Origin of the sequence: Pseudomonas sp. KK18 (genome assembly GCF_037094675.1) — a bacterium.
In the GTDB taxonomy this organism is placed as follows: Bacteria; Pseudomonadota; Gammaproteobacteria; order Pseudomonadales; family Pseudomonadaceae; genus Aquipseudomonas.
In genome coordinates this window covers 3,885,610-3,907,423 of the sequence record NZ_CP146605.1, presented here as the reverse complement: position 1 = coordinate 3,907,423, position 21,814 = coordinate 3,885,610, and the positions used below count along the sequence as shown (strand labels likewise).

Annotated in this window: 19 protein-coding genes; 7 read left to right on the top strand and 12 right to left on the bottom strand. The window is 61.0% G+C overall.

The window, feature by feature from the left end; genetic code table 11:
* Positions 1 to 69: 69 nt before the first annotated feature.
* Positions 70 to 2,265: an OsmC domain/YcaO domain-containing protein gene (locus tag V6607_RS17720; protein WP_087695051.1), complete on the top strand. Its 2,196-nt coding sequence runs from the start codon at positions 70 to 72 to the stop codon at positions 2,263 to 2,265.
* A 155-nt stretch (positions 2,266 to 2,420) separates the two neighbouring features.
* Here the strand turns inward: V6607_RS17720 and V6607_RS17715 are convergent, their stop codons facing one another.
* Genes V6607_RS17715 through V6607_RS17705 form a run of 3 tightly spaced genes read right to left on the bottom strand, consistent with a single transcriptional unit; the run spans position 2,421 to position 6,524 of the window.
* Positions 2,421 to 3,842 (bottom strand): efflux transporter outer membrane subunit, encoded by a 1,422-nt coding sequence (locus V6607_RS17715; protein WP_102369199.1) that lies wholly within the window; start codon positions 3,840 to 3,842, stop codon positions 2,421 to 2,423.
* Complete coding sequence (locus V6607_RS17710; RefSeq protein ID WP_134326735.1) at positions 3,839 to 5,419, bottom strand: DHA2 family efflux MFS transporter permease subunit; 1,581 nt, start codon at positions 5,417 to 5,419, stop codon at positions 3,839 to 3,841. The genes V6607_RS17715 and V6607_RS17710 overlap by 4 nt, the downstream gene beginning before the upstream one ends.
* On the bottom strand, positions 5,412 to 6,524 hold the full coding sequence (locus tag V6607_RS17705) for an HlyD family secretion protein (protein WP_134326734.1): 1,113 nt from the start codon (positions 6,522 to 6,524) through the stop codon (positions 5,412 to 5,414). Before V6607_RS17705 ends, V6607_RS17710 begins: the two co-directional genes overlap by 8 nt.
* 99 nt (positions 6,525 to 6,623) lie before the next feature.
* Here V6607_RS17705 and V6607_RS17700 point away from each other — a divergent pair, with 99 nt between their 5' ends.
* On the top strand, positions 6,624 to 7,328 hold the full coding sequence (locus tag V6607_RS17700; RefSeq protein WP_134326733.1) for a CerR family C-terminal domain-containing protein: 705 nt from the start codon (positions 6,624 to 6,626) through the stop codon (positions 7,326 to 7,328).
* A 2-nt stretch (positions 7,329 to 7,330) separates the two neighbouring features.
* Here the strand turns inward: V6607_RS17700 and V6607_RS17695 are convergent, their stop codons facing one another.
* From V6607_RS17695 to V6607_RS17685, 3 genes are all read right to left on the bottom strand, one after another.
* Complete coding sequence (locus V6607_RS17695; protein ID WP_008436344.1) at positions 7,331 to 7,951, bottom strand: LysE family translocator; 621 nt, start codon at positions 7,949 to 7,951, stop codon at positions 7,331 to 7,333.
* A gap of 16 nt (positions 7,952 to 7,967) precedes the next feature.
* The gene (locus V6607_RS17690) at positions 7,968 to 8,144 is read right to left on the bottom strand and encodes a hypothetical protein (RefSeq protein ID WP_177019804.1); all 177 of its coding nucleotides are present in this window, start codon (positions 8,142 to 8,144) and stop codon (positions 7,968 to 7,970) included.
* Between the two features lie 122 nt (positions 8,145 to 8,266).
* Positions 8,267 to 9,898: a sensor domain-containing diguanylate cyclase gene (locus V6607_RS17685; protein ID WP_102604928.1), complete on the bottom strand. Its 1,632-nt coding sequence runs from the start codon at positions 9,896 to 9,898 to the stop codon at positions 8,267 to 8,269.
* Positions 9,899 to 10,051: 153 nt separating this feature from the next.
* Here V6607_RS17685 and V6607_RS17680 point away from each other — a divergent pair, with 153 nt between their 5' ends.
* A complete protein-coding gene (locus tag V6607_RS17680) occupies positions 10,052 to 11,089 on the top strand; it encodes an alpha/beta fold hydrolase (RefSeq protein WP_134326732.1) in 1,038 nt (345 codons plus the stop codon).
* Positions 11,090 to 11,092: 3 nt separating this feature from the next.
* Here the strand turns inward: V6607_RS17680 and V6607_RS17675 are convergent, their stop codons facing one another.
* The 6 genes from V6607_RS17675 to V6607_RS17650 all read right to left on the bottom strand — a co-directional run bounded on the left by V6607_RS17675 (position 11,093) and on the right by V6607_RS17650 (position 16,869).
* Positions 11,093 to 12,436, bottom strand: a complete 1,344-nt coding sequence (locus tag V6607_RS17675; protein ID WP_134326731.1) for an APC family permease — start codon at positions 12,434 to 12,436, stop codon at positions 11,093 to 11,095.
* Between the two features lie 136 nt (positions 12,437 to 12,572).
* A complete protein-coding gene (locus V6607_RS17670) occupies positions 12,573 to 13,325 on the bottom strand; it encodes an N-formylglutamate amidohydrolase (protein WP_003215178.1) in 753 nt (250 codons plus the stop codon).
* On the bottom strand, positions 13,309 to 14,643 hold the full coding sequence (locus tag V6607_RS17665; protein WP_338739499.1) for a glutamine synthetase family protein: 1,335 nt from the start codon (positions 14,641 to 14,643) through the stop codon (positions 13,309 to 13,311). The genes V6607_RS17670 and V6607_RS17665 overlap by 17 nt, the downstream gene beginning before the upstream one ends.
* A complete protein-coding gene (locus tag V6607_RS17660; RefSeq protein WP_003215182.1) occupies positions 14,640 to 15,284 on the bottom strand; it encodes an isochorismatase family cysteine hydrolase in 645 nt (214 codons plus the stop codon). Before V6607_RS17660 ends, V6607_RS17665 begins: the two co-directional genes overlap by 4 nt.
* A gap of 2 nt (positions 15,285 to 15,286) precedes the next feature.
* Positions 15,287 to 16,141, bottom strand: coding sequence for a MurR/RpiR family transcriptional regulator (locus tag V6607_RS17655; protein ID WP_003215184.1), 855 nt, complete (start codon positions 16,139 to 16,141; stop codon positions 15,287 to 15,289).
* 227 nt (positions 16,142 to 16,368) lie between these two features.
* Positions 16,369 to 16,869: an Lrp/AsnC family transcriptional regulator gene (locus V6607_RS17650; protein WP_134326730.1), complete on the bottom strand. Its 501-nt coding sequence runs from the start codon at positions 16,867 to 16,869 to the stop codon at positions 16,369 to 16,371.
* A gap of 118 nt (positions 16,870 to 16,987) precedes the next feature.
* Here V6607_RS17650 and V6607_RS17645 point away from each other — a divergent pair, with 118 nt between their 5' ends.
* The 4 genes from V6607_RS17645 (at position 16,988) to V6607_RS17630 (ending at position 21,716) form a co-directional block, all read left to right on the top strand.
* Positions 16,988 to 18,022 carry a histone deacetylase family protein gene (locus V6607_RS17645; RefSeq protein WP_134326729.1) on the top strand — a complete coding sequence of 345 codons (1,035 nt, stop codon included), beginning with the start codon at positions 16,988 to 16,990 and terminating at the stop codon, positions 18,020 to 18,022.
* 77 nt (positions 18,023 to 18,099) lie between these two features.
* Entirely contained in the window at positions 18,100 to 19,509 is a 1,410-nt protein-coding gene (locus V6607_RS17640; RefSeq protein WP_003215190.1) for an amino acid permease, read from the top strand.
* Positions 19,510 to 19,713: 204 nt separating this feature from the next.
* Positions 19,714 to 21,123 (top strand): OprD family outer membrane porin, encoded by a 1,410-nt coding sequence (locus tag V6607_RS17635; protein WP_023658889.1) that lies wholly within the window; start codon positions 19,714 to 19,716, stop codon positions 21,121 to 21,123.
* A gap of 164 nt (positions 21,124 to 21,287) precedes the next feature.
* Positions 21,288 to 21,716 carry a TOBE domain-containing protein gene (locus tag V6607_RS17630; protein ID WP_134326728.1) on the top strand — a complete coding sequence of 143 codons (429 nt, stop codon included), beginning with the start codon at positions 21,288 to 21,290 and terminating at the stop codon, positions 21,714 to 21,716.
* The last annotated feature ends 98 nt before the right edge of the window (positions 21,717 to 21,814 follow it).

Here is a 21,814-nt window from a genome sequence, read left to right as displayed (position 1 = left end):
GCACAAGACTTACGCCTCGAAACCCGGATAATGGCGGCCATATTTTGCTCGCTATTCTGGTAATCCCGCATGGAAATCAAGGTCAATTTTCTCGACAACCTTCGACTTGAAGCCAAGTTCGACGACTTCACCGTGGTGGCCGACCAGCCTATTCGCTACAAGGGCGATGGCTCGGCCCCCGGTCCGTTCGATTACTTCCTGGCGTCGTCGGCGTTGTGTGCGGCTTACTTTGTGAAGTTGTACTGCGAAACCCGCAACATCCCTACCGACAATATTCGCCTGTCCCAGAACAACATTGTCGACCCGGAAAACCGCTACAACCAGATCTTCAAGATCCAGGTCGAATTGCCAGCGGACATCTCCGATAAAGACCGCCAGGGCATCCTGCGTTCCATCGACCGCTGCACCGTGAAAAAAGTCGTGCAGGCCGGGCCGGAGTTTGTCATCGAGGAAGTGGAAAACCTGGATGCCGATGCCCAGGCATTGCTGATGCCGAGCGCGGCGTCCGACGCGGGCACCTACATCGCGGGCAAGGACCTGCCGCTGGAAACAACCATCGCCAACATGTCGGCCATTCTCGCGGGCCTGGGCATGAAGATCGAGATCGCTTCGTGGCGCAATATCGTGCCCAACGTATGGTCGCTGCATATCCGCGACGCGCACTCGCCGATGTGCTTCACCAACGGCAAGGGCGCGACCAAGGAAGGCGCATTGGCGTCGGCATTGGGCGAGTTTATCGAGCGGCTGAACTGCAACTTCTTCTACAACGACCAGTTCTGGGGTGAAGACATCGCCAACGCGGCGTTTGTGCATTACCCGGACGAGCGCTGGTTCAAGCCGGGCCGCAAGGACGAACTGCCACCGGAGATACTCGACGCGCATTGCCTGCACATCTACAACCGTGACGGCGAGCTGCGCGGCTCACACCTCTACGACACCAACTCCGGCAACGAAGAGCGCGGCATTGTTTCGCTGCCGTTCGTGCGCCAGTCCGATGGCGAGGTGGTGTATTTCCCGTCCAACCTGATCGAGAACCTGTACCTCAGCAACGGCATGAGTGCCGGTAACACCCTGGCTGAAGCGCAGGTGCAGTGCCTGTCGGAAATCTTCGAACGCGCGGTAAAACGCGAAATCATCGAAGGTGAATTCGCGCTGCCGGATGTACCGCAGGAAGTGCTGGCGAAATTCCCCGGTATCCTGGCCGGTATCCAGGGCCTGGAAGCCCAGGGTTTTCCGGTACTGGTGAAGGATGCGTCCCTGGGCGGTGAATTCCCGGTGATGTGCGTGACGTTGATGAACCCACGCACCGGCGGCGTATTCGCCTCGTTCGGCGCGCACCCAAGCCTGGAAGTGGCGTTGGAACGCAGCCTCACCGAACTGCTGCAAGGCCGCAGCTTTGAAGGCCTGAACGATCTGCCGCAGCCGACGTTTGAAGGCCATGCGGTGACCGAACCGAACAACTTTGTCGAGCACTTCATCGACTCCAGCGGCGTGGTGTCGTGGCGCTTCTTCAGCTCGAAGTCGGATTACGAGTTCGTCGAATGGGACTTCTCCGGCCAGGGTGAAAACTCCAATGCCGAGGAAGCCGCCACGTTGTTCGGCATCCTCGAAGGCATGGGCAAGGAAGTCTACATGGCGGTGTACGAGCACATCGGCGCGACCGCCTGCCGCATCCTGGTGCCCGACTATTCGGAGATCTACCCGATCGACGACCTGATCTGGGACAACACCAACAAGGCGCTGTTTTTCCGCGAGGACATCCTGAACCTGCATCGCCTCGACGAAGCGGAATTGAAGGGGTTGGTTGAGCGTCTGGTGGAAAGCGAGCTGGACGACTACACCGACATCACCACCTTGATCGGCATCGAGTTCGATGACAATACGGCGTGGGGTCAACTGACCATCCTGGAATTGAAGCTGCTGATTTATCTGGCCCTGCAGCAGTTTGAAGAAGCCAAGGAACTGGTGGAGATGTTCCAGCAGTACAACGACAACACCGTCGAGCGCGGCTTGTTCTATCAGGCTGTGAATGCGGTGCTGGAGATGGAGCTGGACGAAGACCTGGAACTGGCGGACTACGAAGTGAATTTCCGGCGGATGTTTGGCAACGAGCGGATGGACGCGGCGATTGGGTCGGTGAATGGCAGTGTGCGGTTCTATGGTTTGACGCCGACGAGCATGAAGCTGGAAGGGCTGGACCGGCACCTGCGGTTGATCGACAGCTACAAGAAGCTGCACGCGGCGCGGGCCAATACGGCCAATTAAAAGCTGACACCGTACCTGTGGTGAGAGGGCTTGTTGTGGCGAGGGGGCTTGTCCCCCGTTGGACTGCGTAGCAGTCCCTCTTTTTTGGGGCCGCTGCGCAGCCCAACGGGGGACAAGCCCCCTCGCCACAGGTCAGTGGTCACTCGGGTTATTTGTCACAACGTCCATCCCAACCCCAGCGCCTTGTGCAACGACGCAAAGTCCTTGAGCAACAGCGCATCCCCGGAAATCCGGCTTTCCTGCGCCTGGTACCGCGTACGTTCCGCGTCCAGCCAATCCAGCGTGCTCGCCGTACCTGCCTTATAACGCTGGCGCGTCAGGTCCGCAGCCCGTACTGCCGAAGATTCCACGTTACGCAGCAGCACCACGTTCTGCCGCTGGTTGCCATACCGCGCCAGGGCCACATCCGCATCACGCAACGCACTCAACACCACGCTTTTGTAATGGGCCAGGGCCTCGTCGCGCCCGGCTTCCGCACCTTTGACACTGGCCGCCACCCGGCCGAAATCCAATGCGTTCCAGGTCAGCCGCGGCAACAGCAGCCAGGTGCCGCTGTCCTTGCGCGCCAGGTGCCCGGGATCGGCCGCCGAGAACGACAAGTCGCCCATCAGGCTGAGCTTGGGAAACCAGTCGGCGGTTTTCTCGCCGATCTGCGCGTTGCTGGAAGCCAGTTGGCGCTCGGCCACCCGGATATCCGGGCGTGCTTTCAGGATCGCCGCCGGGTCGGCAAATGGCACTTGGCTAGGGATAGCGGGCAGGGCGCGGGGAGTGTTGAGGCTCGCGTCCAACTCGCCCGGTTCCAGGCCGCAGAGCAGGTTCAACTGGTCAATCGCCTCGACGATTGAGGCTTGCAGCGGCAGGCGTTGGGCCCGGGTGTTTTCGGCCTGTGTCAGGACCTGCTCCAGCTGTAACTGCGAGGCCACGCCACGGCTGCGTCGCTGCTGGGTCAGGTCCAGCGCCTGTTCCTCAATCTCGACACTGGCGTCCACTAGCGCCAGTCGCGCCTGCTGGTCACGCACGTCGGCATAGGTCTGCACCACCTCGGCTGCCAGTTGCACCTGGGCATCGGCCAGTTGCGCCTGCGAGGCGTCGTTCTCCGCCTGGGCCGCCTCGATTGCACGCCGGGTGCCGCCGAACAGGTCGGCCTCCCAGCTGGCATCAAAGCCGGCGAGGTAAAGGCTCAATGGCCCGCGACCACCGCCACTGCTGCCACCCAGCGCCGAGGTGTCGGGGGAGCGCAGCTTCAGCATCGCTGCATCGCCGGTGATCTTGGGCAGGGCGTTGGCGTTGGCGCCACTCAGGCTGGCTCGCGATTGCTTGAGGCGCGCCTGGGCGGTCGCCATGTCCGGACTGTTTTGCAGGGCCTGGGCCACCAATTGGTTGAGTTGCGGATCGCCCAGGGCTTGCCACCACTGGGCGACCGCAGGTGTGCGCGGCAGGCCTATGTCGGCGTGGGGCAAGCGCCCGGCCGCGAGGGTCTTTGGCGCGGCATCCGGCGCGCCCTGGTAGTCCGGCCCCACGGTACACGCCGTCAGCAGGCCGACGGTGAAGAGCAAGGGAAGTGAGCGATAAATCATGTTCGTTGGCCTGCCTGCGCCGCGCGCTTTTTCAGGATGAAGATCAGGGGAAGGCACGCCAGCATGGCGAGTCCCAGCACGTAGAACGCGTCGTTGTAGGCCATCACCGCCGCTTGTTGGGCGATGTCGTTGGCCAGATGACCGAGGGCCTGCAGCGAGGCGGTGGACGGGTCGCCGGTTTGCGCCAGGTAGCTGGCGGTATCGCTCGCCATTTGATCCTGGGTCAACTGGGTGTTGGCCTGGATGCCTTCGCGCAACATGTCGTCGTGGAAGTGGCTGCGCCGGTCCATCAGTACGCCGAGCAGCGCCAGCCCCAAGGTACCGCCGAGGTTGCGTGACATGTTGTAGAGCCCGGCCGCGTCACCCGCATCGCGGGTTTCCACCGAGCGCATCGACAGTTGGCTGAGGGGCATCATCACCAGGATCTGCCCGAAGCCCCGCAGGATCTGCGACCAGTAGAAATCATGGCCGACGCTCTGGGCGGTGAGCTGGGTGTCGAGAAAGCAGCTGGCCCAGTACATCAACAAACCCACGCCGACCATCATCCGCAGGTCCAGGCGGCCAAGCATTCGCGGCAGGATCGGCATCAGCAGGAACGCCGGAATCCCCGACAGCAACATGATCGAACCCGACTGTTGCGCGTTATAGCCCGACAGGATGCCGAGGAACTGCGGCACCAGGTACGCCGTGCCATAGAGCCCGGCGCCGACCGCCGTGGCGATCAGCAGCACGCTGCCGAAGCTGCGGTTGAGCACCAGTTGCAGGCGCAGGATCGGCGTACTCGAGCGGACTTGCCCGACGGCAATCAGGAAGAAGCCGATCACCATCGTGATGCTCAACCAGATGATCAACTGCGAATCGAACCAGTGTTCGCGCTGGCCTTCTTCCAGCACCACGGTGAGTGAACTCAGGCCCATGGCCAGGCCAATGATGCCCAGCCAGTCGGCCTTGATGAATTGCTGGAGGTTCATGCGGTCGCTGGGCAGGCCGGTGATGAGCAAGGTGATCAAGGTGATGCTGACGGGCAGGTTGATGAAGAAGCACCAGCGCCAGTTGATGTTTTCCGTGAGCCATCCGCCAATCACCGGGCCCAACAGCGGACCGAGGATCACCGTCATGCCGAACATCGTGGTGCCGATTGCCAACTGATGGGCAGGCAGGCGGGTGCGCACGATGGTCTGCGCGGTCGGGATCATCGCACCGCCGGCAAAACCCTGGCCGATACGCCCGGCGATCATCGCGCCGAGGCTGGAAGACAACCCGCAGAACATCGAGAAAAACGTGAACATCAACGCGGTGCCGATCAGGAACCGGCGCAGGCCGAATACCCGGGTCAGCCAGGCGGCAAGGGGAATCATGACGATTTCCGACATCAGGTAACCGGTGGCGATCCACGTGCCCTCGGTACCGGTCGCGCCGATCTGGCCCTGGATCTGCGGCAGCGCCGAGTTGGTGATCGAGATGTCCAGGGTCGCCAGCAAGGCGCCCAGCGAGCCGGCGGCGACTGCGATCCAGTCGGTCAGCGAAGCGTTGCGCGGTTTGTCTGCGGGCACTTCGGTCAAGATGGCTTCAGCCATGGTTGGCGTCTGCCTTGTGGGTGCGGGTGTCGACTTCCACGGTGGCGGACAAGCCGGGCACCAGTGCCTGGCGCACGTCGTCATCCGGTACATCCAGGGAAATCCGCACCGGCACCCGCTGCACGATCTTGGTGAAGTTGCCGGTGGCGTTGGACGGCGGCAGCAACGCGAACTGTGCGCCGGTGCCTGGGGACAGGCTGTCGATATGGCCCTGAATATCATGGCCTGGCAGTGCGTCCACATGCACGGTGACGGTCTGCCCGGCGCGCATCTCGCCGATCTGCGTTTCCTTGTAGTTGGCGGTCAGGTAGATCGCGCTCACCGGCACCACGGTCAACAAGCGTGTGCCCGGCTGCACGTATTGGCCGACGCGTACACCGCGATCAGCGACGCGGCCATCGAGCGGGCTGCGAATCACCGCGTCGTCCACGTCCAGCTGGCTCTGGGCTTCGCTGGCCTTGGCCACGCCGAGTTGCGCCTGGGCTTGCTTGAGCTGGGCTTCGAGGGTGCCGTAGCGGGTCTGGCTGGAGCGCAACGCGGCCTGCTTGGCGGCCACGGTGCTGCGGGCCTGGGCGAGTTGGTTGTTGAGCTGCGCCAGGCGTTCTTCCGGCTCGGCCCCGGAACGCGCCAGCGGCGCATAACGTGCGACTTCGGTTTGCGCGTGCTGGGCGTCGGCCTGGGCGCCTTGCAGTTGGGCCCGTGCTTCGGCGATGGTCGAGTCCTGTTGCACGAGGTCGGCCTGGGCCTTGGCAAAGTCAGCCTCGCGGGCCGCAATCGTCGCCGAGGCTTCGTCACTGACTGCCTGGTATTTGCGCGCATCCAGGCGCACCAGCACGTCGCCACGCTTCACGTTCTGGTTGTCGGCCACCAGCACCTCGGCGACGTAGCCGTTGATTTTCGGCGCCACGCTGATGCTGTCGGCTTGCAGATAGGCGTCGTCGGTGGTCTGGATAAAGCGCCCGGTGAGCCACCACCAGGCGCCCCACGCCAGCCCGGCCAACAGCGCCACGCCGGCGAGTGACAGTAGAATCCGTCGGGCTTTGCCACGTTGGCCGTTGACGGTGGTTTCAGGAATGACCTGAGGAGAGGGAGGTGCAGCGGACATCAAGTCACTCCAGTTTTATATCAGTTGGAATAAATTCGTTTTTTCGCGAATTTTTGTCAACTGGTATATTTTGGTTACGTTAAAAAAATGGAGTGGCACATGGCACGACACAAACCGGCCGCCGAAGGGGGTTATCAGCGGGGTGAAGAAACCCGCGCACGCATTATCGAGGCGGCTGTCGAGGTATTTGGCGAGCGTGGCTACGACGGCGCGTCCACGCGAGACATCGCGAATGCTGCCGGCGTCAATGCGCCCGCTATCCAGTACTACTTCGATGGCAAGGAAGGCGTGTACCTGGAATGCGTCGAGCACTTGATCGCGCTGTTGTGGCAGAAGATGGCGCCTACCGTTGAAGCCGCAGAAGGTGCGCTGGCCGATCCCGCGGTCGACGATCAGAGGTTGATCGACGCCTCACTGGGCATTCTCGGCGCGGTGGTTTCAACGATCCAGGACAGTCCCCAGACCACCGCGTGGCGGGCGTTTCTTGATCGCCATCAAGCCGGGCTCTGCCCTGAAAGCGCGACCATGGCGTTCGAGGAACGCTTCAAGGCGCGCATCGCCAACGTGATCCGCCTGCTGATCGCGCGCGTTGCCGGCCTTGCCGTTGACGACGAGCGCACGGTGATCCACTCGATGGCGCTGTTCACCCAGGGCCTGGCGTTTCGGGTGCAGAAACCCAAGCTGCTCTCCGCCTTGAACTGGACCGAAGTGAGCCAGAAGGAAATGGAACTGGTGCGGGATGTGGTGCTGTTGCAGGCGCGGTTTACCCTGGAAGGCCTGGTACGGCATCGGGACCGGCGCTGACTTCAGCGCTTGCTGAAGGCCAGCCGGGCCGCGAACAGCACGAATATCATGCCGGTGGTGCGGTCCATCCACTTGATCACCTTTTCACGCCGCAGCACACCGGCCAATGGCTGCGTGGCACCGATCAGTATCAGTGCCCAGGCCAGGCTGATCACCACGTGGATGCTCACCAGCCCGAACGTCCACGCCACCAGCGGATGCCCCTGGGGAATGAACTGCGGCAGGAAAGACACGTAGAAAATCCCGATCTTGGGGTTGAGCACGTTGCCCATCATGCCTTTCAGGAACCAGTTGGCACCGGGTTTTCCATCGGCCTCGACGGACGCCAGCGAACTGCGCGGGCGCACCAGCATGTTCAAGCCCAGCCACGCCAGGTAAGCCGCGCCGCAGTACTTCAAGACGTTAAAGGCCACCTCGGACACGGCAATCAACGCGCCCAGCCCAAAGGCCACCGCTGCACCCCACAGCAGGCAGCCGGCATTGATGCCCAGGGTGGCGCGCAAGGCTTGTTGCTTGCCCTCCACCGTTGCAGTGCGCAATACCAGGGCCGTGTCCAGTCCGGGCGTCAACGTGAGCAACGTGGCGGCGAAGGTAAAGGCGAGCAGGTTATCGGTGATGGACATGGATATTTACCTGAAATCAGAAACTCTCAAGACTGGCATTGATACCGGCGACACGCGCCAGTTCGATGGTTGCCGCGACCTGTTCAGCATCGATGATAAAGCCCTGGAAATCGTCATCTCCCGAGTCCAGATGAACGTAACGCTTGCCGAACCGAGCCAGCCATTGGTCGAAACGGTCCAGCACCTCAGCCATTGATGACCTGCATACGTTGTATTCATTGTTCGTGGGGCAGGTTACGGTCATGGGCGCGCGGCTGTCGATATTTAATCAAGAGCGTTGTGGCTTTCTGGAAAGGCTCATGACGCACTACACCGTCACGCCACGCGATTACGCCCCGACGACTTGGCCCGATACAACTGCTGATCCGCACGCTTGATCAGCACTGTGGTGTCGCTGTCCGAAGCTTCAACGAGCCCGACGCCAATACTCACCGTGACCTGCCCAACGGTCTCGAAATGCGCTCCGGCAATTGCCGCGCGAATCTTCTCGGCCAACACGTCCGGGCTGTCCGGCGCTTCGACTCCCGGCAACAGCACCGCAAACTCTTCACCGCCGTAACGGGCGACGAAGTCGGTGGCGCGGGTGGCGTCCTGAATCAACTGCGCGAGCTGGCGCAGTACATCGTCCCCGACGGCATGCCCATGGGTATCGTTGATCCGCTTGAAATGATCGACGTCGATCAGCAGCAACGCAAACGCGCGCCCGCTGCGCTGGAACAACAGGCTGTACTCCGCCAGCTTTTCATCGAAGCGCCGACGGTTGTAGACGCCGGTCAGGGCGTCATGGCTGGCCAGGTTCAACAGCTCGGCATTGGCCTGGGTGAGGGCGGCAGTACGCTGGGCGACGGTGGCTTCCAGGGACGCATTGGTGTCCTGCAGCTCGCGCTCTTTGCCAAGCAGCGATTGGGTCATGCCCTTGATGGAGCGCCCGAGCTGGGCGATTTCCAGTACGAAATGGTCTTGAGGGAAATACGCGCCAGGCTGTTGGTTTTGGACCTGCTTGGCTGAACGCGCGAGTTCTTCGATGGGCCGGCTGAGGTACGACGCCAGGTAATACGCCACGAAGCCGAAAATCACCGCGGCAATGACGCCCAACAGCAGCAGTTTGTAGAGCAATACGCGGGCAGGGTGCAGGGCGATTTCCAGCGGCTGGCGCATCACGATGTACCAGGTCAGGCTGGAATTCGACGGGCTGGGCACCGCCACGGCGCTGGTCACGTAGCCGTTGTCGACCGACCAGCCGGTGTCATTGGCCAGGCGGTCCTGGGGCAGTTGCTGGCCGGCCAGTTGTTCCGGGTAGAGCACCTTGCCGTCGTTGTCGATGATCAGCGCCTCGATGTCCGGCGTATTGCCTTTGGCCGCTTCGACAATTTGTGTCACCCATGTCCAGTGGGCGTGAGCCCCCAGTACGCCGATCACCTGGCCCCCGGCATTGCGAATCGGTGCGGCAAAGTCGATGAAGCGCCAGGGCTCACCGTTGGAGCCTGGCAGCAGCTTGGCAAGCAGTACCGCCTCGTGGGGATCGCCGGTGTAGTTGCCCTGCAAACCGGCCTGGAACCAGGGCCGTGCCGTTACGGATTGGTTGACCAGCAGCCCATTCACCGCCTGGCGCACACGCCCGTCGGTGTCGGCGACGCCCATCCATGCGTACTCGGCGCGGGACTGGGTGCGTTGTTCCATGGAGGTCAGTATGTCCGGATCGTCCAGGTTGCCCCGTCTGAACAGCGGTGCGCGGCTGAGCAGCGACACTTCTAGCTGGCGTTCACGCAGCTGCACCGCCAATAGCGCGGCGGTGGAGCGGGCAGTGCTCAACAAGGCATTGCCACTGGCCAGTTTCAGTTGCTCGGTAGCGATGTGCCCAACGTAGAACCCTACGCTCACCAGGGTGAGCAGCGACAAACCGGCAAACCAGAGGGTCAGGTGACTACGCAGGCTGGCTTTGATCATTGGGGGCTATCTGAAAGGAGTCTGACTACATGGTAGTCGTACCATTCGGATAGTTGCCATAGCCTGATGATTTATACGCGCATTGATTTCCCACCTGCTTTCCCATGACGGCCATGCCAGAATATGGCGCTTAGCCACTTAGGGAACTCAAGGATGAAAACGCTGTGTGCTGCGCTGTTGTTGATGGTTGTCACCGGGCTGGCCCAAGCCGGCGAGGTGCGGACCGGGTTCCAGGAAATTGTGATTCCCGACGCTGAACACGGCAGGCCGTTGCAGGTGGCGGTGTGGTACCCGACCCATGCTTCCGGCACACCAGAACTGATTGCTGACAATCCGGTGTTTGTCGGCGCGCCGGCCTTGAAGGACGCCGCACCGGCTGCCGGCGAGCATCCGTTGGTGGTGATCTCCCACGGCATCTTCGGCAACTGGATCAACCAGTCCTGGCTCGCCAGTGCGTTGGCCGGGCAGGGTTATATCGTCGCCTCGCCCAACCACCCCGGCACCACCAGCAAGGACCGCACACAGCCGGCCGCTTCCGAGCTGTGGAAACGGCCCCTCGATATCCATCGGGTGATTGATGCCGTGATTGCCCAGCCGAAACGCTTCGGCGCGGTGGCCCAACGCAAGATCGCCGTCGTCGGGCACTCCCTCGGTGGCTGGACCGCACTCGAAGTCGGCGGTGCCCGCTTTGATCCGCAGCGCTTTACCGAGGACTGCAAGTTGCATCCGGAAATTGCCCCTTGCAAGGCCTACGAACAACTTGAGGTTGGTCGCACCGAGCAGGCGAGGCAGCGACTGGCCGGTGACTTGAGCGACCCGCGCGTGGCGGCCATTGTTTCCCTGGACCTGGGATTCGCCCGCGGCTTCAGCGATGCCAGCCTCGCGGCGCTGAACCGCCCCACGCTGGTGATTGCGGCGGGCACACCGTCGCCGGAATTGCCCGCCGCACTCGAGTCGGCCGACTTGGCCAAGCGCCTGCCGCAGAAGACGTCGCGCTACGTGGAAATCAGCGACGCCACGCACTTCAGCTTCCTGCCCATCTGCAAGCCGGGCGCGGTGGAGCGGATTGAACAGAGCGACCCCGGCGAAGGCTTTATCTGCCTGGATGCCAAGGGTGCTCGTCCCAAGCCGCAGATCCAGCAGCAGGTCCTCAGCTTGATCAGTGAGTTTCTGCAGCAGTCACTGCGCTAGCCGTCAGATGTCCTTGGACAGCACCAGGCTCGCGCCCTTGCGGCTGAGGAACCACAGGTAGACCAGCCCGATCACGACCCAGGCAATCCCGAGCTTCTGTGCCTGCAGTCCCATGTTGAACATGATCGCGAAGGTGATCACAAAGCCCAGCACCGGCGTGATCAGGTGCCGCCACACATTGCGCGACTGCATGCGCCGCCAGTAGTAGTTGATCACGGTGATGTGCAGGATCATGAAGCCGCTCAGGGCGCCGAAATTCACCAGTGAGGTGAGGGTGTCCACGGTGTCGATGAAGAAGTAGCAGATGACCAGCGACAGCACGCCCACCAGGTAAATGCTCAGGTATGGCGTGCTGTATTTCGGATGGACCCTGGCCAGGATTCCCGGAAGCTTGCCATCCCGGGCCATGCCGAACAGCAGTCGCGACACTGCTGCCTGCGAGGTGATGGACACCGCCACACCCCACGCCAACGCCGTGGCAATCGCCGTCAGCGAAGCCAGCCAGCTGCCGCCGGCAATGGCTGCAATTTCGTAAAAAGCCGAGTCGGCGGACGTGAATCCCATGCCTGCCGCAAGGTCGGTGGCCAGCCAGGTTTGCGCCACGAAAATCGCGCCCATCACCAGCAAACTGATCAGCGCGGCCCGGCCCACACTGCGCCCGGCATCGCCTCTGGTTTCTTCCGCCAGGGTGGAAATCGCGTCAAAGCCCAGGAACGACAGCACCGCGATTGAAACGCCCTGCATCAGCAACCCAAAGTTGAATCCTGTGGGGTTGTACAGCGGCGCCAGCGTCAGGTGGCCGTTGCCGGCACCCCCGTGCAGAGCCTTCCAGGCACACACTAGGAAAATCCCCAGCACCACCAGTTGCGCCAGCAGGAACACGATGTTCATGCGCGCGGTAAACGTCATACCGCGCAGGTTGACCAGGGTGGCACTGACCAGGAACGCCAGGATAAATGCGGTCTTCGGAATCTCGGGGTACAAGTGGTTCAGCGCAATCGCGGCATAGATATACAGCAACGGCGGGATCAGCAGGTAATCGAGCAACAGCAGCCAACCGGCAATAAACCCGACACCTGGATTCAGCCCGCGCTGGGCGTAGGAATACACCGAGCCGGCAATCGGGAACGCCCGCGCCATGCTGCCGTAGCTCAACGCGGTAAACAGCATTGCCACCATGCCGACGATATAGGCCAGCGGTACCATGCCGGGCGCTTCGCTGTTCACATAGCCATACACGCCAAAGGGCGCGATGGGGATCATGAAGATCATCCCGTAGATCACCAGGTCCGTAAGGGACAGGCTGCGCTTCAGTTCTTGTTTATAGCCAAACTCTTCAATTGCCATGATGGGGTACTTCCGTATGAAGTAAGGCGAATGCGCAGCCGCCAAAGCGGCCGAACATGTTCTTGAACCCGGCAGGTTAAAAGACGCCCAGGCGGTTTTTTTATAGTTGTAAGACCGGTCCAGCCAACAGCAGCAGCTACAGCAGTGGAGCCAGATAGTCCGCCCATGACTGCAGCGCATGGGGCGTTCGCAGCAGGTCGTTCCTGACCTCCAGCAGCACGGCCTCAATGCCGCGCTGATCACCGTGGAACGGCACGGTCATGTCACCGAGCACATCCACTTCGTAAGGCTGGTTGGCGGCAACGTTCAAGCCCTGGGCGGCCAACCCTTGCAGAATCCCTTCGGCATAGGCGGCGGCGCCGGCAAACAACACGCCGGCCTCGAGCGGGCGGGGTTGGCCGTGGTAAATCGGGGTGAAGCTGTGGACGGCCACGATGCGCACTTCGCGACCTTGCGCCAGTCGCGCATCGATCAGGGCGCTCAAGCGCTGGTGAAAGGGTGTGAACAAGCGCTCCTGGCGATACTGGCGAACGATGTCAGGAAGTTCCCGGTTGCCTGGCACGTCGTAGATTTCGCTGCGTGGCGGAATGCTGTCGGGGGCTTCCAGCGGGCGATTGAGGTCGATCAGCAAGCGCGAATAGGCGGCCGAGATCAACGTGGCATCCAGGGCCCTCGAGAGTCGTTCCGCCAGTTTCAGCGCACCGATGTCCCAGGCGATATGCTCCTTTGCCGCTTCATCGTTCAGGCCCAGGGCGTTCAGTTCCGTGGGGATGTAGGAACTGGCATGTTCGCAAACCAGAATCACCGGGTGCTCGGACTCTTGCCGGCTGACCCGGTATACCGGTTTCTTGAACAGGCCGTGTTCGGGGGAATCAGTAAAGGCGGGCATAGTGATCACAGAGTTCGGCAGGCGTCAGTTTCTCGGTGGATTTGAGCTCTTCGGCTTTCAGGGCGAAGTAGGCATCCATCAGCAGTGGCGGCAATTGGTCCAGCAACTGCGGGTTGTTGCGCAGGCTGGCGAGGGCGTCTTCTAGGGTGTCGGGCAGGGCGAGGATATGCCGCGCCTGGCGTTGTTCATCGCTCATGGACTCCGGGTCTTCATCGGAGGAACTGTCCAGCGTGAGCTTTTGCTGGAGGCCCAGGCGGCCGGCAATCAGCACGGCGGCCATGCTCAGGTGCGGTGAGGCGGTTGCGTCCAGCGGGCGGAACTCCAGGTTGTATTGCCTGGCCGGGGACTTGCCGCCGATGGTGATGGTCGGGCAAATCCGCAGTGACGCTTCGCGATTGCGCTGGCCCAGGTTGGCGTAGGACGCACTCCAGTGATGAGGCTTCAAGCGCAGGTAGGAAATCGGCGTGGGCGCGCTGAAGGCGCATAACGCGGGCAGGAATTTCAACACGCCCGCCGCCCACTGCCGGCCTTTTTCGGACAGCCCGTTGCTGCTTTGCGCGTCGTACATCACCGCGTTTCCGGCTGGATCCTGCAAGCTGATATGCAGGTGCACGCCGTTGCTCACGCCATCGGCTTCGAGCTTGGGCGAGAAGCTGATATCCAGGCCCATCTGGCGCGCGATTTCACGGGTGATCTCCCGCACATTCACCGCGCGATCGGCTGCGGCCACACCTTGAGTGGGACGGCAGGTGACTTCGTATTGCGCCTTGCCATACTCCGGCAAAAACATCTCCGGTTCGACGCCGGCCGCCTTCAGCGCGCTCAACAGCCAGCCGCCGAAAGACGCGGCGTGATGCTGGGCGGAAAGCGAGAAGGCATGGTGAGCGTTGTCAGGGGCCTTGTAGCCGAGGTTGAACTCATGTTCGAACGCGGCAGTCACCTCAAGCCCCAGCTCGTCGCGATAACGCTGGATCTCGTTGCGCAACATCGTGCGCGGGCAGGCCGCCCAGGGCTGGCCGTCGGTTTCGCAGATATCGGCGTGGATAAAATCCAGGCCCGGCGCATTGGCGTCCGGGCCGTTGGGCACCTGCACGCGGGTATTCATGTCCGGGATCAGGCGCAAATCGCCGCAGGAGCCCCAGGGATTATTCTCCGCCACCCGGTCCTGAGGCGTCAGCGCACTGTTGGCCGGCACCCAACCCACACCGGCTTGCTGATAACTCTCAAGCTCGTCCGTGGGAAACGAACGTCCGCGAGTCACACCAATCAGGTCGGTGGTGACGATAGTGGTCATTGCCGTTGGCTGGATCAGGCTCACGGGCGCAACTCCTGCAAACGGTTGATCACGGTTTGGGTGTCGGTGATCCAGCAATAACCCTTGATCGCCTCGAGGCACGCGTGATGCCGTTCGAAGGTGTAAGTGGCGCAGGCATCTTCGATCAGGGTCACCAGATAGCCACGGTCTGCGGCGTCACGCACGGCCATGTCGACGCACTGGTCGGTAACGATGCCGGCGATGATCAGGTGCCGGGTTTCCAGATTGCGCAGCACGTAATCGATGTTGGTGGAGTTGAAGACCCCGGACGACGTCTTGGGCAGCACGATTTCATTTTCAATGGGCGTCAACTCGTCAATCACGCCGGCCTGGTAGCTGCCCTTGGGCAAATGCATGTCCGACAGCTTGTGATCCAGCGAGCGATCGCGGCCATCCGCCGTGAGGCTTTCGATGATGGTGTGCAGCACGTTTTGCCGGGCTTCGCGCACCGCATTCAACAGCCGGACTTGATTGGGGATCACCGTTTCCCGAGCACGACCCAGGAAATATGCTGCGTGCGGGCCCTGCAAATGCGGGTCGAGTGCCGGGTCGAGCCAGGCACGTTGCATGTCCACCAGCAGCAAGGCGGTGTTGCCCGCGGTGAACGGAAGATCGCGGGGCGAATGATGGGGGAGCGTGAACATTGTTATTTTTCCTCCAAAAGGTGAGCGGCGAATTCCGTGCGAAGGGCATCGATCCCTTCCAGGCGGGCATCCAGGCCATTGCTGTGTTGTGTGAGGGTGGCGATCAGGGCTTCTACCTGCGCGAGGGCGGGCACCATCGTGTCAAAGGCCGACACCGATTCCACTGGGGAGCTGATGATCAAGTCGGCCAATTCCCGCAGCGGCGAGGCATAAATGTCGGTGAACAACACCACCCGCGCGCCCCGCGCCTTGGCGGCGGTTGCCACGCGCAAGGCCTGGGTCTGGTAGCGGCGGTAGTCGAACAGCAGCACCAGGTCCTGGCGCTGGATGTCATGGATTCGGTCGGGTAACTGGGCGTTGTCTTCCAGGGAATGACAGCCCGGACGCAACAGGCGCAAGTGATTCACCAGGTAGCCCGCGAGAAAACTGCTGAGCCGGCCGCCGAAGCAGAACACCTGGTGTTTGGTATCCAGCAGCCATTCGGTGAGTACGCGCACGTCTTCGGGTTGGGTCAGGGCCTGGGTTTCCTGAAGGGCGCGGTTGCAGTCGTGCAGGTAAGTGGCCCAGGCGTCATCCTGGGACGAGTGCGCCCGGGGTTGCAGCAGGGTGATTGGGGACCGCAGGCGGTGGTCCATTTCGCTGAGCAAGGCGTCCTGGAATTCGGCATAGCCACCGAAGCCGAGCTTCTTCACCAACCGCATGATGGTCGGGTCGCTGACCCCGGCGTGTTCGGCCAGGCGCGCCATGGAACCGAGGCCGCTGCGTGGATAGTGGTCGAGGAGGGCACGGATCACCTTGCGCTCGGAAGGCGTAGGGCTGAGTGCGGCGTCGGTGAGTTTGTCACGTAGGTTGGTCATATCTCGCCTTGTTGTTTTTGCTACGGCTTGGCGAGAATGAGTGTATTGGTAGTAAATGCTACATGTAAAGGCAGAATTCGGCTGTTTGTTGGAAACACTACAGGGATATGGCTTGACCTGTAGCGAGGGAGCTTGCTCCTGCCGGGGTGCTAAGCGCGTCCAAAGAAAGGACCGCTACGCAGTCCAACGGGAGCAAGCTCCCTCGCCACAATAGTATTTGCATTGGATCACTTCCCAACCCGCTGCGGAATGGCCACCCGACTTGTCGCCTTCACCTCCCGCAACGCCAGGCTCGACTGAATCGACGCAATCCCCAATTGCCGCCGCAACACGCTCTCTACAAAATCGCTGTAGGCATCCAGATCCTCCGCCAGCACCTGCAGCAGATAATCCGCATCCCCGGTGATCTTGTGGCACGCCTGCACCTGCGCCAGTTCCTTGATCACCGCCTCAAAATCTTCCGGCGTATGGTCGGAATGCACGGCAAACCGCACATGCACAAACGCCATGATCTCCAGGCCCAGCATCTTGCGATCGAGGTTGGCCTGGTAGTCCTTGATCACGCCTTCTTCCTCCAGCCGCTTGCGCCGTCGCCAGCATGGGGTGAGGCTCAGTGACAGGCGCTCGCTGAGTTCGGCGTTGGAAATACTCGCGTCTTCCTGCAGCAAGGCGAGGATGGCGAGATCGGTGTCGTCAAGTGCGACCTGTCTGGTTTTATTTTTCTTCATGGCGGCTCTTTGGGGTAAAAATTCCCGATTACGCTAGCATCGGCGCACGTAAAAGCAAAGAAAGCCCACCGCAGCCAGAACAAAATAATCACCTGTCTTTCACGGGTGGATGTCTTTCATGTTGACTGTTTTCAGCGACTCTCATCGTTTGCACCATGGCACCGAACTCAAGGATGGCGTGCTCAAGCCGTCCTTCGAACAACCCAGCCGCGCCGACACGGTGCGTGATCGGGTCAAGCACGTTGGGCTGGGCGATATCATCGTGCCGCGCACGTTCGACCGGGCCTGTTACGTCAATGCCCACAGCGAACGCTACGTGTCCTTCCTGGAAACCGCCTGGGCCGAATGGACGGCGATTGGCCGTGCCCATGACGCCTTGCCGCTGGTGTGGCCGGTGCGGGACCTGGCCAATGAGCAGGTGCCGGAATTCATCGACGGCAAGCTCGGGTTTTTCGCGATGGATGCCGGTTCACCGATCACCAGCACCACCTGGGAAGCGGTGAAGACCAGCGCCGATATCGCGCTCACCGGCCTTGCGTTGATTGATGAAGGCCACAACAGCGCCTTCGCCCTGTGCCGGCCACCGGGCCACCATGCGGCGCGGGAATACATGGGCGGTTATTGCTACCTGAATAACGCAGCCATTGCCGCGCAACAGGCGATCACCCAAGGCGCCAAACGGGTCGCGGTGCTGGACGTGGATTTCCATCACGGCAACGGCACGCAGAACATTTTCTACGACCGCAGCGACGTGATGTTCGTCTCGCTGCATGGCGATCCGTCCGTGTCGTATCCCTACTATTCGGGCTTCAGTGCCGAGCGCGGTGCCGGGGCGGGCGAGGGGGCCAACCTGAACTACCCGCTGGCGAAAAACACCGGGTGGAGCACCTACAAAGAAGCGTTGCTCGACGCCTGCAATCAACTCAGAACGTTCTCGCCGCAAGTGCTGGTGATTTCCCTCGGCGTCGACACCTTCAAGGACGACCCCATCAGCCATTTCCTGCTGGAAAGCCGCGACTTCCTCGGCATCGGCGAGATCATCGCCAGCGTCGGCGTACCCACGCTGTTTGTGATGGAAGGCGGCTACATGGTCGATGAAATCGGCATCAACGCGGTCAACGTGCTGCACGGTTTCGAGAACAAACACGCCTGATCCCGATGCCATTCCAACAATAAACAACGCCTGACTTTTTTCTGCCAAAACTCAAAAACATAACAAGAGGTTTTGTGATGAAAACAACCGTGCCCGGGCTGATTGAAAAGCCCGCTTTGCAACGCACCCTCAACAACCGCCATATCCAACTGATGGCCATGGGCGGTGCGATCGGCACCGGCCTGTTCATGGGCTCGGGCAAGATCATCGCGCTGTCCGGCACCTCGATCATCCTGATCTACATGATCATCGGGCTGTTTGTGTATTTCGTGATGCGCGCCATGGGTGAGCTGCTACTGTCCAACCTGAACTTCAAGAGCTTCGCCGACTTTGCCGGTGCCTACCTGGGGCCGCGTGCGGCGTTTTTTCTTGGCTGGTCGTACTGGCTGAGCTGGAGCGTGGCGGTGGTGGGGGATGCGGTGGTGGTCGGGGGCTTTTTCCAGTACTGGTTCCCGCACGTGCCGGCCTGGATACCGGCGATTGCAATGCTGCTGACCCTGTTTGCCTTGAATGTGCTGACGGTGCGGCTGTTCGGCGAGGTGGAGTTCTGGTTTGCGATCATCAAGATCATCGCCGTGGTGACCCTGATCAGTGTGAGCGTGGTGTTGATTGCCAGCTCGTTTGTGTCGCCCACCGGCGTCACGGCTTCCCTGAATCATTTGCTGGATAAACAGGCGGCGTTTCCCAATGGCGTGTTCGGCTTCTTTGCCGGGTTCCAGATGGCGATCTTCTCGTTTGCCGGTACCGAGTTGATCGGCACGGCGGCGGCCGAAACCCGTTCGCCGGAGAAGACACTGCCCAAGGCAATCAACTCGATTCCGCTGCGGATCATCCTGTTCTACGTGCTGGCCTTGGCCTGCATCATTGCGGTGACATCCTGGGAGCAGGTGTCGCCCAGCAAGAGCCCCTTTGTCGAGCTGTTCCTGGTGGCCGGCTTTCCCGCCGCCGCCGGGATTGTGAATTTCGTGGTACTGACCTCGGCGGCTTCTTCGGCCAACAGCGGGGTGTTTTCGGCGAGTCGCATGTTGTTCGGCCTGGCGGACCTGGGAGACGCACCCGGGATATTCCGACGACTGTCGAAAAACAGCGTGCCGTTTATCAGCCTGGCGTTTACCACCTTCCTGATGCTGCTGGGCTTGTTGCTGCTGTTTATAGTCCCGGAAGTGATGACGGCCTTTACCATCGTCTCCACTGTTTCGGCGATCCTGGTGATCTTTACCTGGTCGACTATCCTGGCGTCCTACATCGCCTATCGGAAAAAGTGCCCTGAGCTACATGAAAAATCCCTCTACAAAATGCCCGGTGGCGTGCCGTTGGCGTGGGTTTCACTTGGCTTCATGGCGTTCGTACTTTGCCTGCTGGCACTTCGCCCAGATACCCGCCTGGCCCTTTGCGTGATGCCTGCATGGTTTATGTGGCTGGCGGTTGCCTACCATTTCTCGCATTTTCGCCACCGACTCCAGCCTGATCAGCGCACGGCGCAGTAGCGGTTGTCGTACAACCGCAGGCCATTCAACCCTCGAACAAGGCCGGCTTGTACGGCCTTTTCATGACGGTTTTTTCATCGGTACATGACAAAAATTTCACAATCTGCGCCATAGACCCCATGCCACAATCCGCAGCGTTTGCAGGGCCGCAACGGTATTCGCTCGAAGGACAGTAAAAAAATAATGTTCACAGGGGCGCAGTAAATGAAACTCTCTACATTAGCGTTGGCCATCACGGCGGCTGTCCTTGCACAACACGCCAGCGCGGACGGCTTTGGTCTTGGCTCACTCGGCACGGGTGACGGCCATAGCGGCTTCCTCGAAGACAGTCATTCTTCGATCAGTTCGCGCACCATGTACTACAACGCCGACGTTCACTCCGGCACGGCGAACGACCTGCGGGAAGCGGCTCAAGTACTGCGTTTCGACTATAAATCCGGTTACACCCAGGGCACCGTCGGCGTAGGTTTCGACGTGATGGCTTTCGGCGCGTTGCGTCTTGACGGTGGCGATGGCCACGCAGCGGGCAATGGCCTGTCGGGTAACGGCAACAGCTTCTTCCCGGTGAAGAACAACGGCACCGAGCCTGCTGACAGCTTCGGTCGCGCAGCCGGCAACGTTAAATTCCGTATTTCCCAGACTGAATTGCACGTGGGCGGTGGTTTGGCGCCGATCCTGCCGATCCTGGTGTCCAACGACAGCCGTGCCGCGCCGCAGACCTTTGACGGCGGCATCCTGACTTCCAAGGACATTCCCAACGTCACCTTCACCGGCGGCGAGCTGAACAAGGCTGAAGGTCGTGCATCGAGCAACTCCACGGGCTTGAGCGTGGCCGGTGCCACTCGCGACAGCGACAGCTTCCGTTTCGGTGGTGTCGACTACCAACCGTTTGGTTCTTCTGACAACGTCATCGCTAAAAACCTGACGTTGCAGTACTACTACGCCAACCTGGAAGACTTCTACAAACAGAACTATTTCGGCCTGGTCCACGTATTGCCGTTGGGCAATGACCAGTCGTTCAAGACCGACCTGCGTTATTTCGACAGCACCAGCGACGGCAAAAACGGTTCGGCCGGCTATGCGTTCAACAACAACGGCGGCTATGCCAAGCACGCCGGTGAAGTCGACAACAAAACCTACAGTGCTGCCTTCACCTATCAGTTGGGCGGCAGCCAGTTGATGCTCGGCCATATCGGCGTGAGTGATGACGGTGGCTTCGTCTGGGTCAACCAGGGCAGCATCGCCGATCCAACCGCCCAAGGCGCGGCCGGTTCCGACTTCTACCTGTTCACCGACGCCGTGGTTGGCCAGTTCTCCCGTGCGGGCGAGCAGGTCAATTTCGGTCAGTACCTGTATGACTTCAGAACCCTGGTGCCGGGCCTGAAAGCCTCGATTGCCTACCTGAACGGCAGCGACATCAAGGCCAAGGTTGCCGGTGGCAGTGATCAGTCGGAACGCGAAACCGATTTCCGTCTTGATTACGTCGTGCAGGAAGGCCCGCTGAAAGGCTTCGGTACTACGTTCCGTACCGGCAGCTACCACGGCCATAACACCGGCACCGCCGACCAGGATCAGACCCGCCTGATCTTCAACTACACCTACGCGCTGTTTTAATCAGTCGTCGGTAACTGCTCCAGATGAAGGCCGCCCATTGGGCGGCCTTCTTTATTGGCGTGGGGTTCCAGGCAGAGCAGGGCGCTATAGTTGTTTTTACACAACGCAACGTTTAATCATGCGCGGCAATTCCTAACCTACAAGTCAAGAAAAGGACCGTTCCCATGAAAGTCAGTGCACGCAACGTATTCAAAGGCCAGGTCAGCCAGGTCCAGGACGGCGCGGTCAACGCCGAAGTGGTGTTGACCCTGCCCGGTGGCGAGCAGTTGGTGGCGGTGGTGACCATGGAAAGCATCCGCAACCTGGGCATTGCCGTAGGCAAGGAAGCGGTCGCGCTGATCAAGGCGCCGTGGGTGATGTTGATGACCGAATCCAGCGACATCCGCCTGTCGGCCCGCAACTGCCTGGAAGGCAAGGTGCTGAGCGTGAATGACGGCGCGGTGAATGCGGAAGTGGTGATCGAGTTGGCGGGTGGTTCGAAGGTGTTTTCCATCGTGACCCGCGACGCGGTGGCCGAGCTGGGGTTGAAGCCGGGCGTGAGCGCCACGGCGGTGATCAAGGCGTCCCATATCATTCTGGGCGTTCCGGCCTGATAAAACCCCACACAACGTAGCAGCTGTCGAGCCCAAGCGAGGCAGCTGCTACGGGATGCCCGGTTGCCGCGGCGTTTGTTGTTGAAAAAGGCTATTGC

Bases quoted from the DNA above. Each gene is read 5' to 3' on its own strand.
- V6607_RS17720 (WP_087695051.1), top strand. From the start codon at position 70: ATGGAAATCAAGGTCAATTTTCTCGACAACCTTCGACTTGAAGCCAAG.
- V6607_RS17715 (WP_102369199.1), bottom strand. From the start codon at position 3,842: ATGATTTATCGCTCACTTCCCTTGCTCTTCACCGTCGGCCTGCTGACG.
- V6607_RS17710 (WP_134326735.1), bottom strand. From the start codon at position 5,419: ATGGCTGAAGCCATCTTGACCGAAGTGCCCGCAGACAAACCGCGCAAC.
- V6607_RS17705 (WP_134326734.1), bottom strand. From the start codon at position 6,524: ATGTCCGCTGCACCTCCCTCTCCTCAGGTCATTCCTGAAACCACCGTC.
- V6607_RS17700 (WP_134326733.1), top strand. From the start codon at position 6,624: ATGGCACGACACAAACCGGCCGCCGAAGGGGGTTATCAGCGGGGTGAA.
- V6607_RS17695 (WP_008436344.1), bottom strand. From the start codon at position 7,951: ATGTCCATCACCGATAACCTGCTCGCCTTTACCTTCGCCGCCACGTTG.
- V6607_RS17690 (WP_177019804.1), bottom strand. From the start codon at position 8,144: ATGGCTGAGGTGCTGGACCGTTTCGACCAATGGCTGGCTCGGTTCGGC.
- V6607_RS17685 (WP_102604928.1), bottom strand. From the start codon at position 9,898: ATGATCAAAGCCAGCCTGCGTAGTCACCTGACCCTCTGGTTTGCCGGT.
- V6607_RS17680 (WP_134326732.1), top strand. From the start codon at position 10,052: ATGAAAACGCTGTGTGCTGCGCTGTTGTTGATGGTTGTCACCGGGCTG.
- V6607_RS17675 (WP_134326731.1), bottom strand. From the start codon at position 12,436: ATGGCAATTGAAGAGTTTGGCTATAAACAAGAACTGAAGCGCAGCCTG.
- V6607_RS17670 (WP_003215178.1), bottom strand. From the start codon at position 13,325: ATGCCCGCCTTTACTGATTCCCCCGAACACGGCCTGTTCAAGAAACCG.
- V6607_RS17660 (WP_003215182.1), bottom strand. From the start codon at position 15,284: ATGTTCACGCTCCCCCATCATTCGCCCCGCGATCTTCCGTTCACCGCG.
- V6607_RS17655 (WP_003215184.1), bottom strand. From the start codon at position 16,141: ATGACCAACCTACGTGACAAACTCACCGACGCCGCACTCAGCCCTACG.
- V6607_RS17650 (WP_134326730.1), bottom strand. From the start codon at position 16,869: ATGAAGAAAAATAAAACCAGACAGGTCGCACTTGACGACACCGATCTC.
- V6607_RS17645 (WP_134326729.1), top strand. From the start codon at position 16,988: ATGTTGACTGTTTTCAGCGACTCTCATCGTTTGCACCATGGCACCGAA.
- V6607_RS17640 (WP_003215190.1), top strand. From the start codon at position 18,100: ATGAAAACAACCGTGCCCGGGCTGATTGAAAAGCCCGCTTTGCAACGC.
- V6607_RS17635 (WP_023658889.1), top strand. From the start codon at position 19,714: ATGAAACTCTCTACATTAGCGTTGGCCATCACGGCGGCTGTCCTTGCA.
- V6607_RS17630 (WP_134326728.1), top strand. From the start codon at position 21,288: ATGAAAGTCAGTGCACGCAACGTATTCAAAGGCCAGGTCAGCCAGGTC.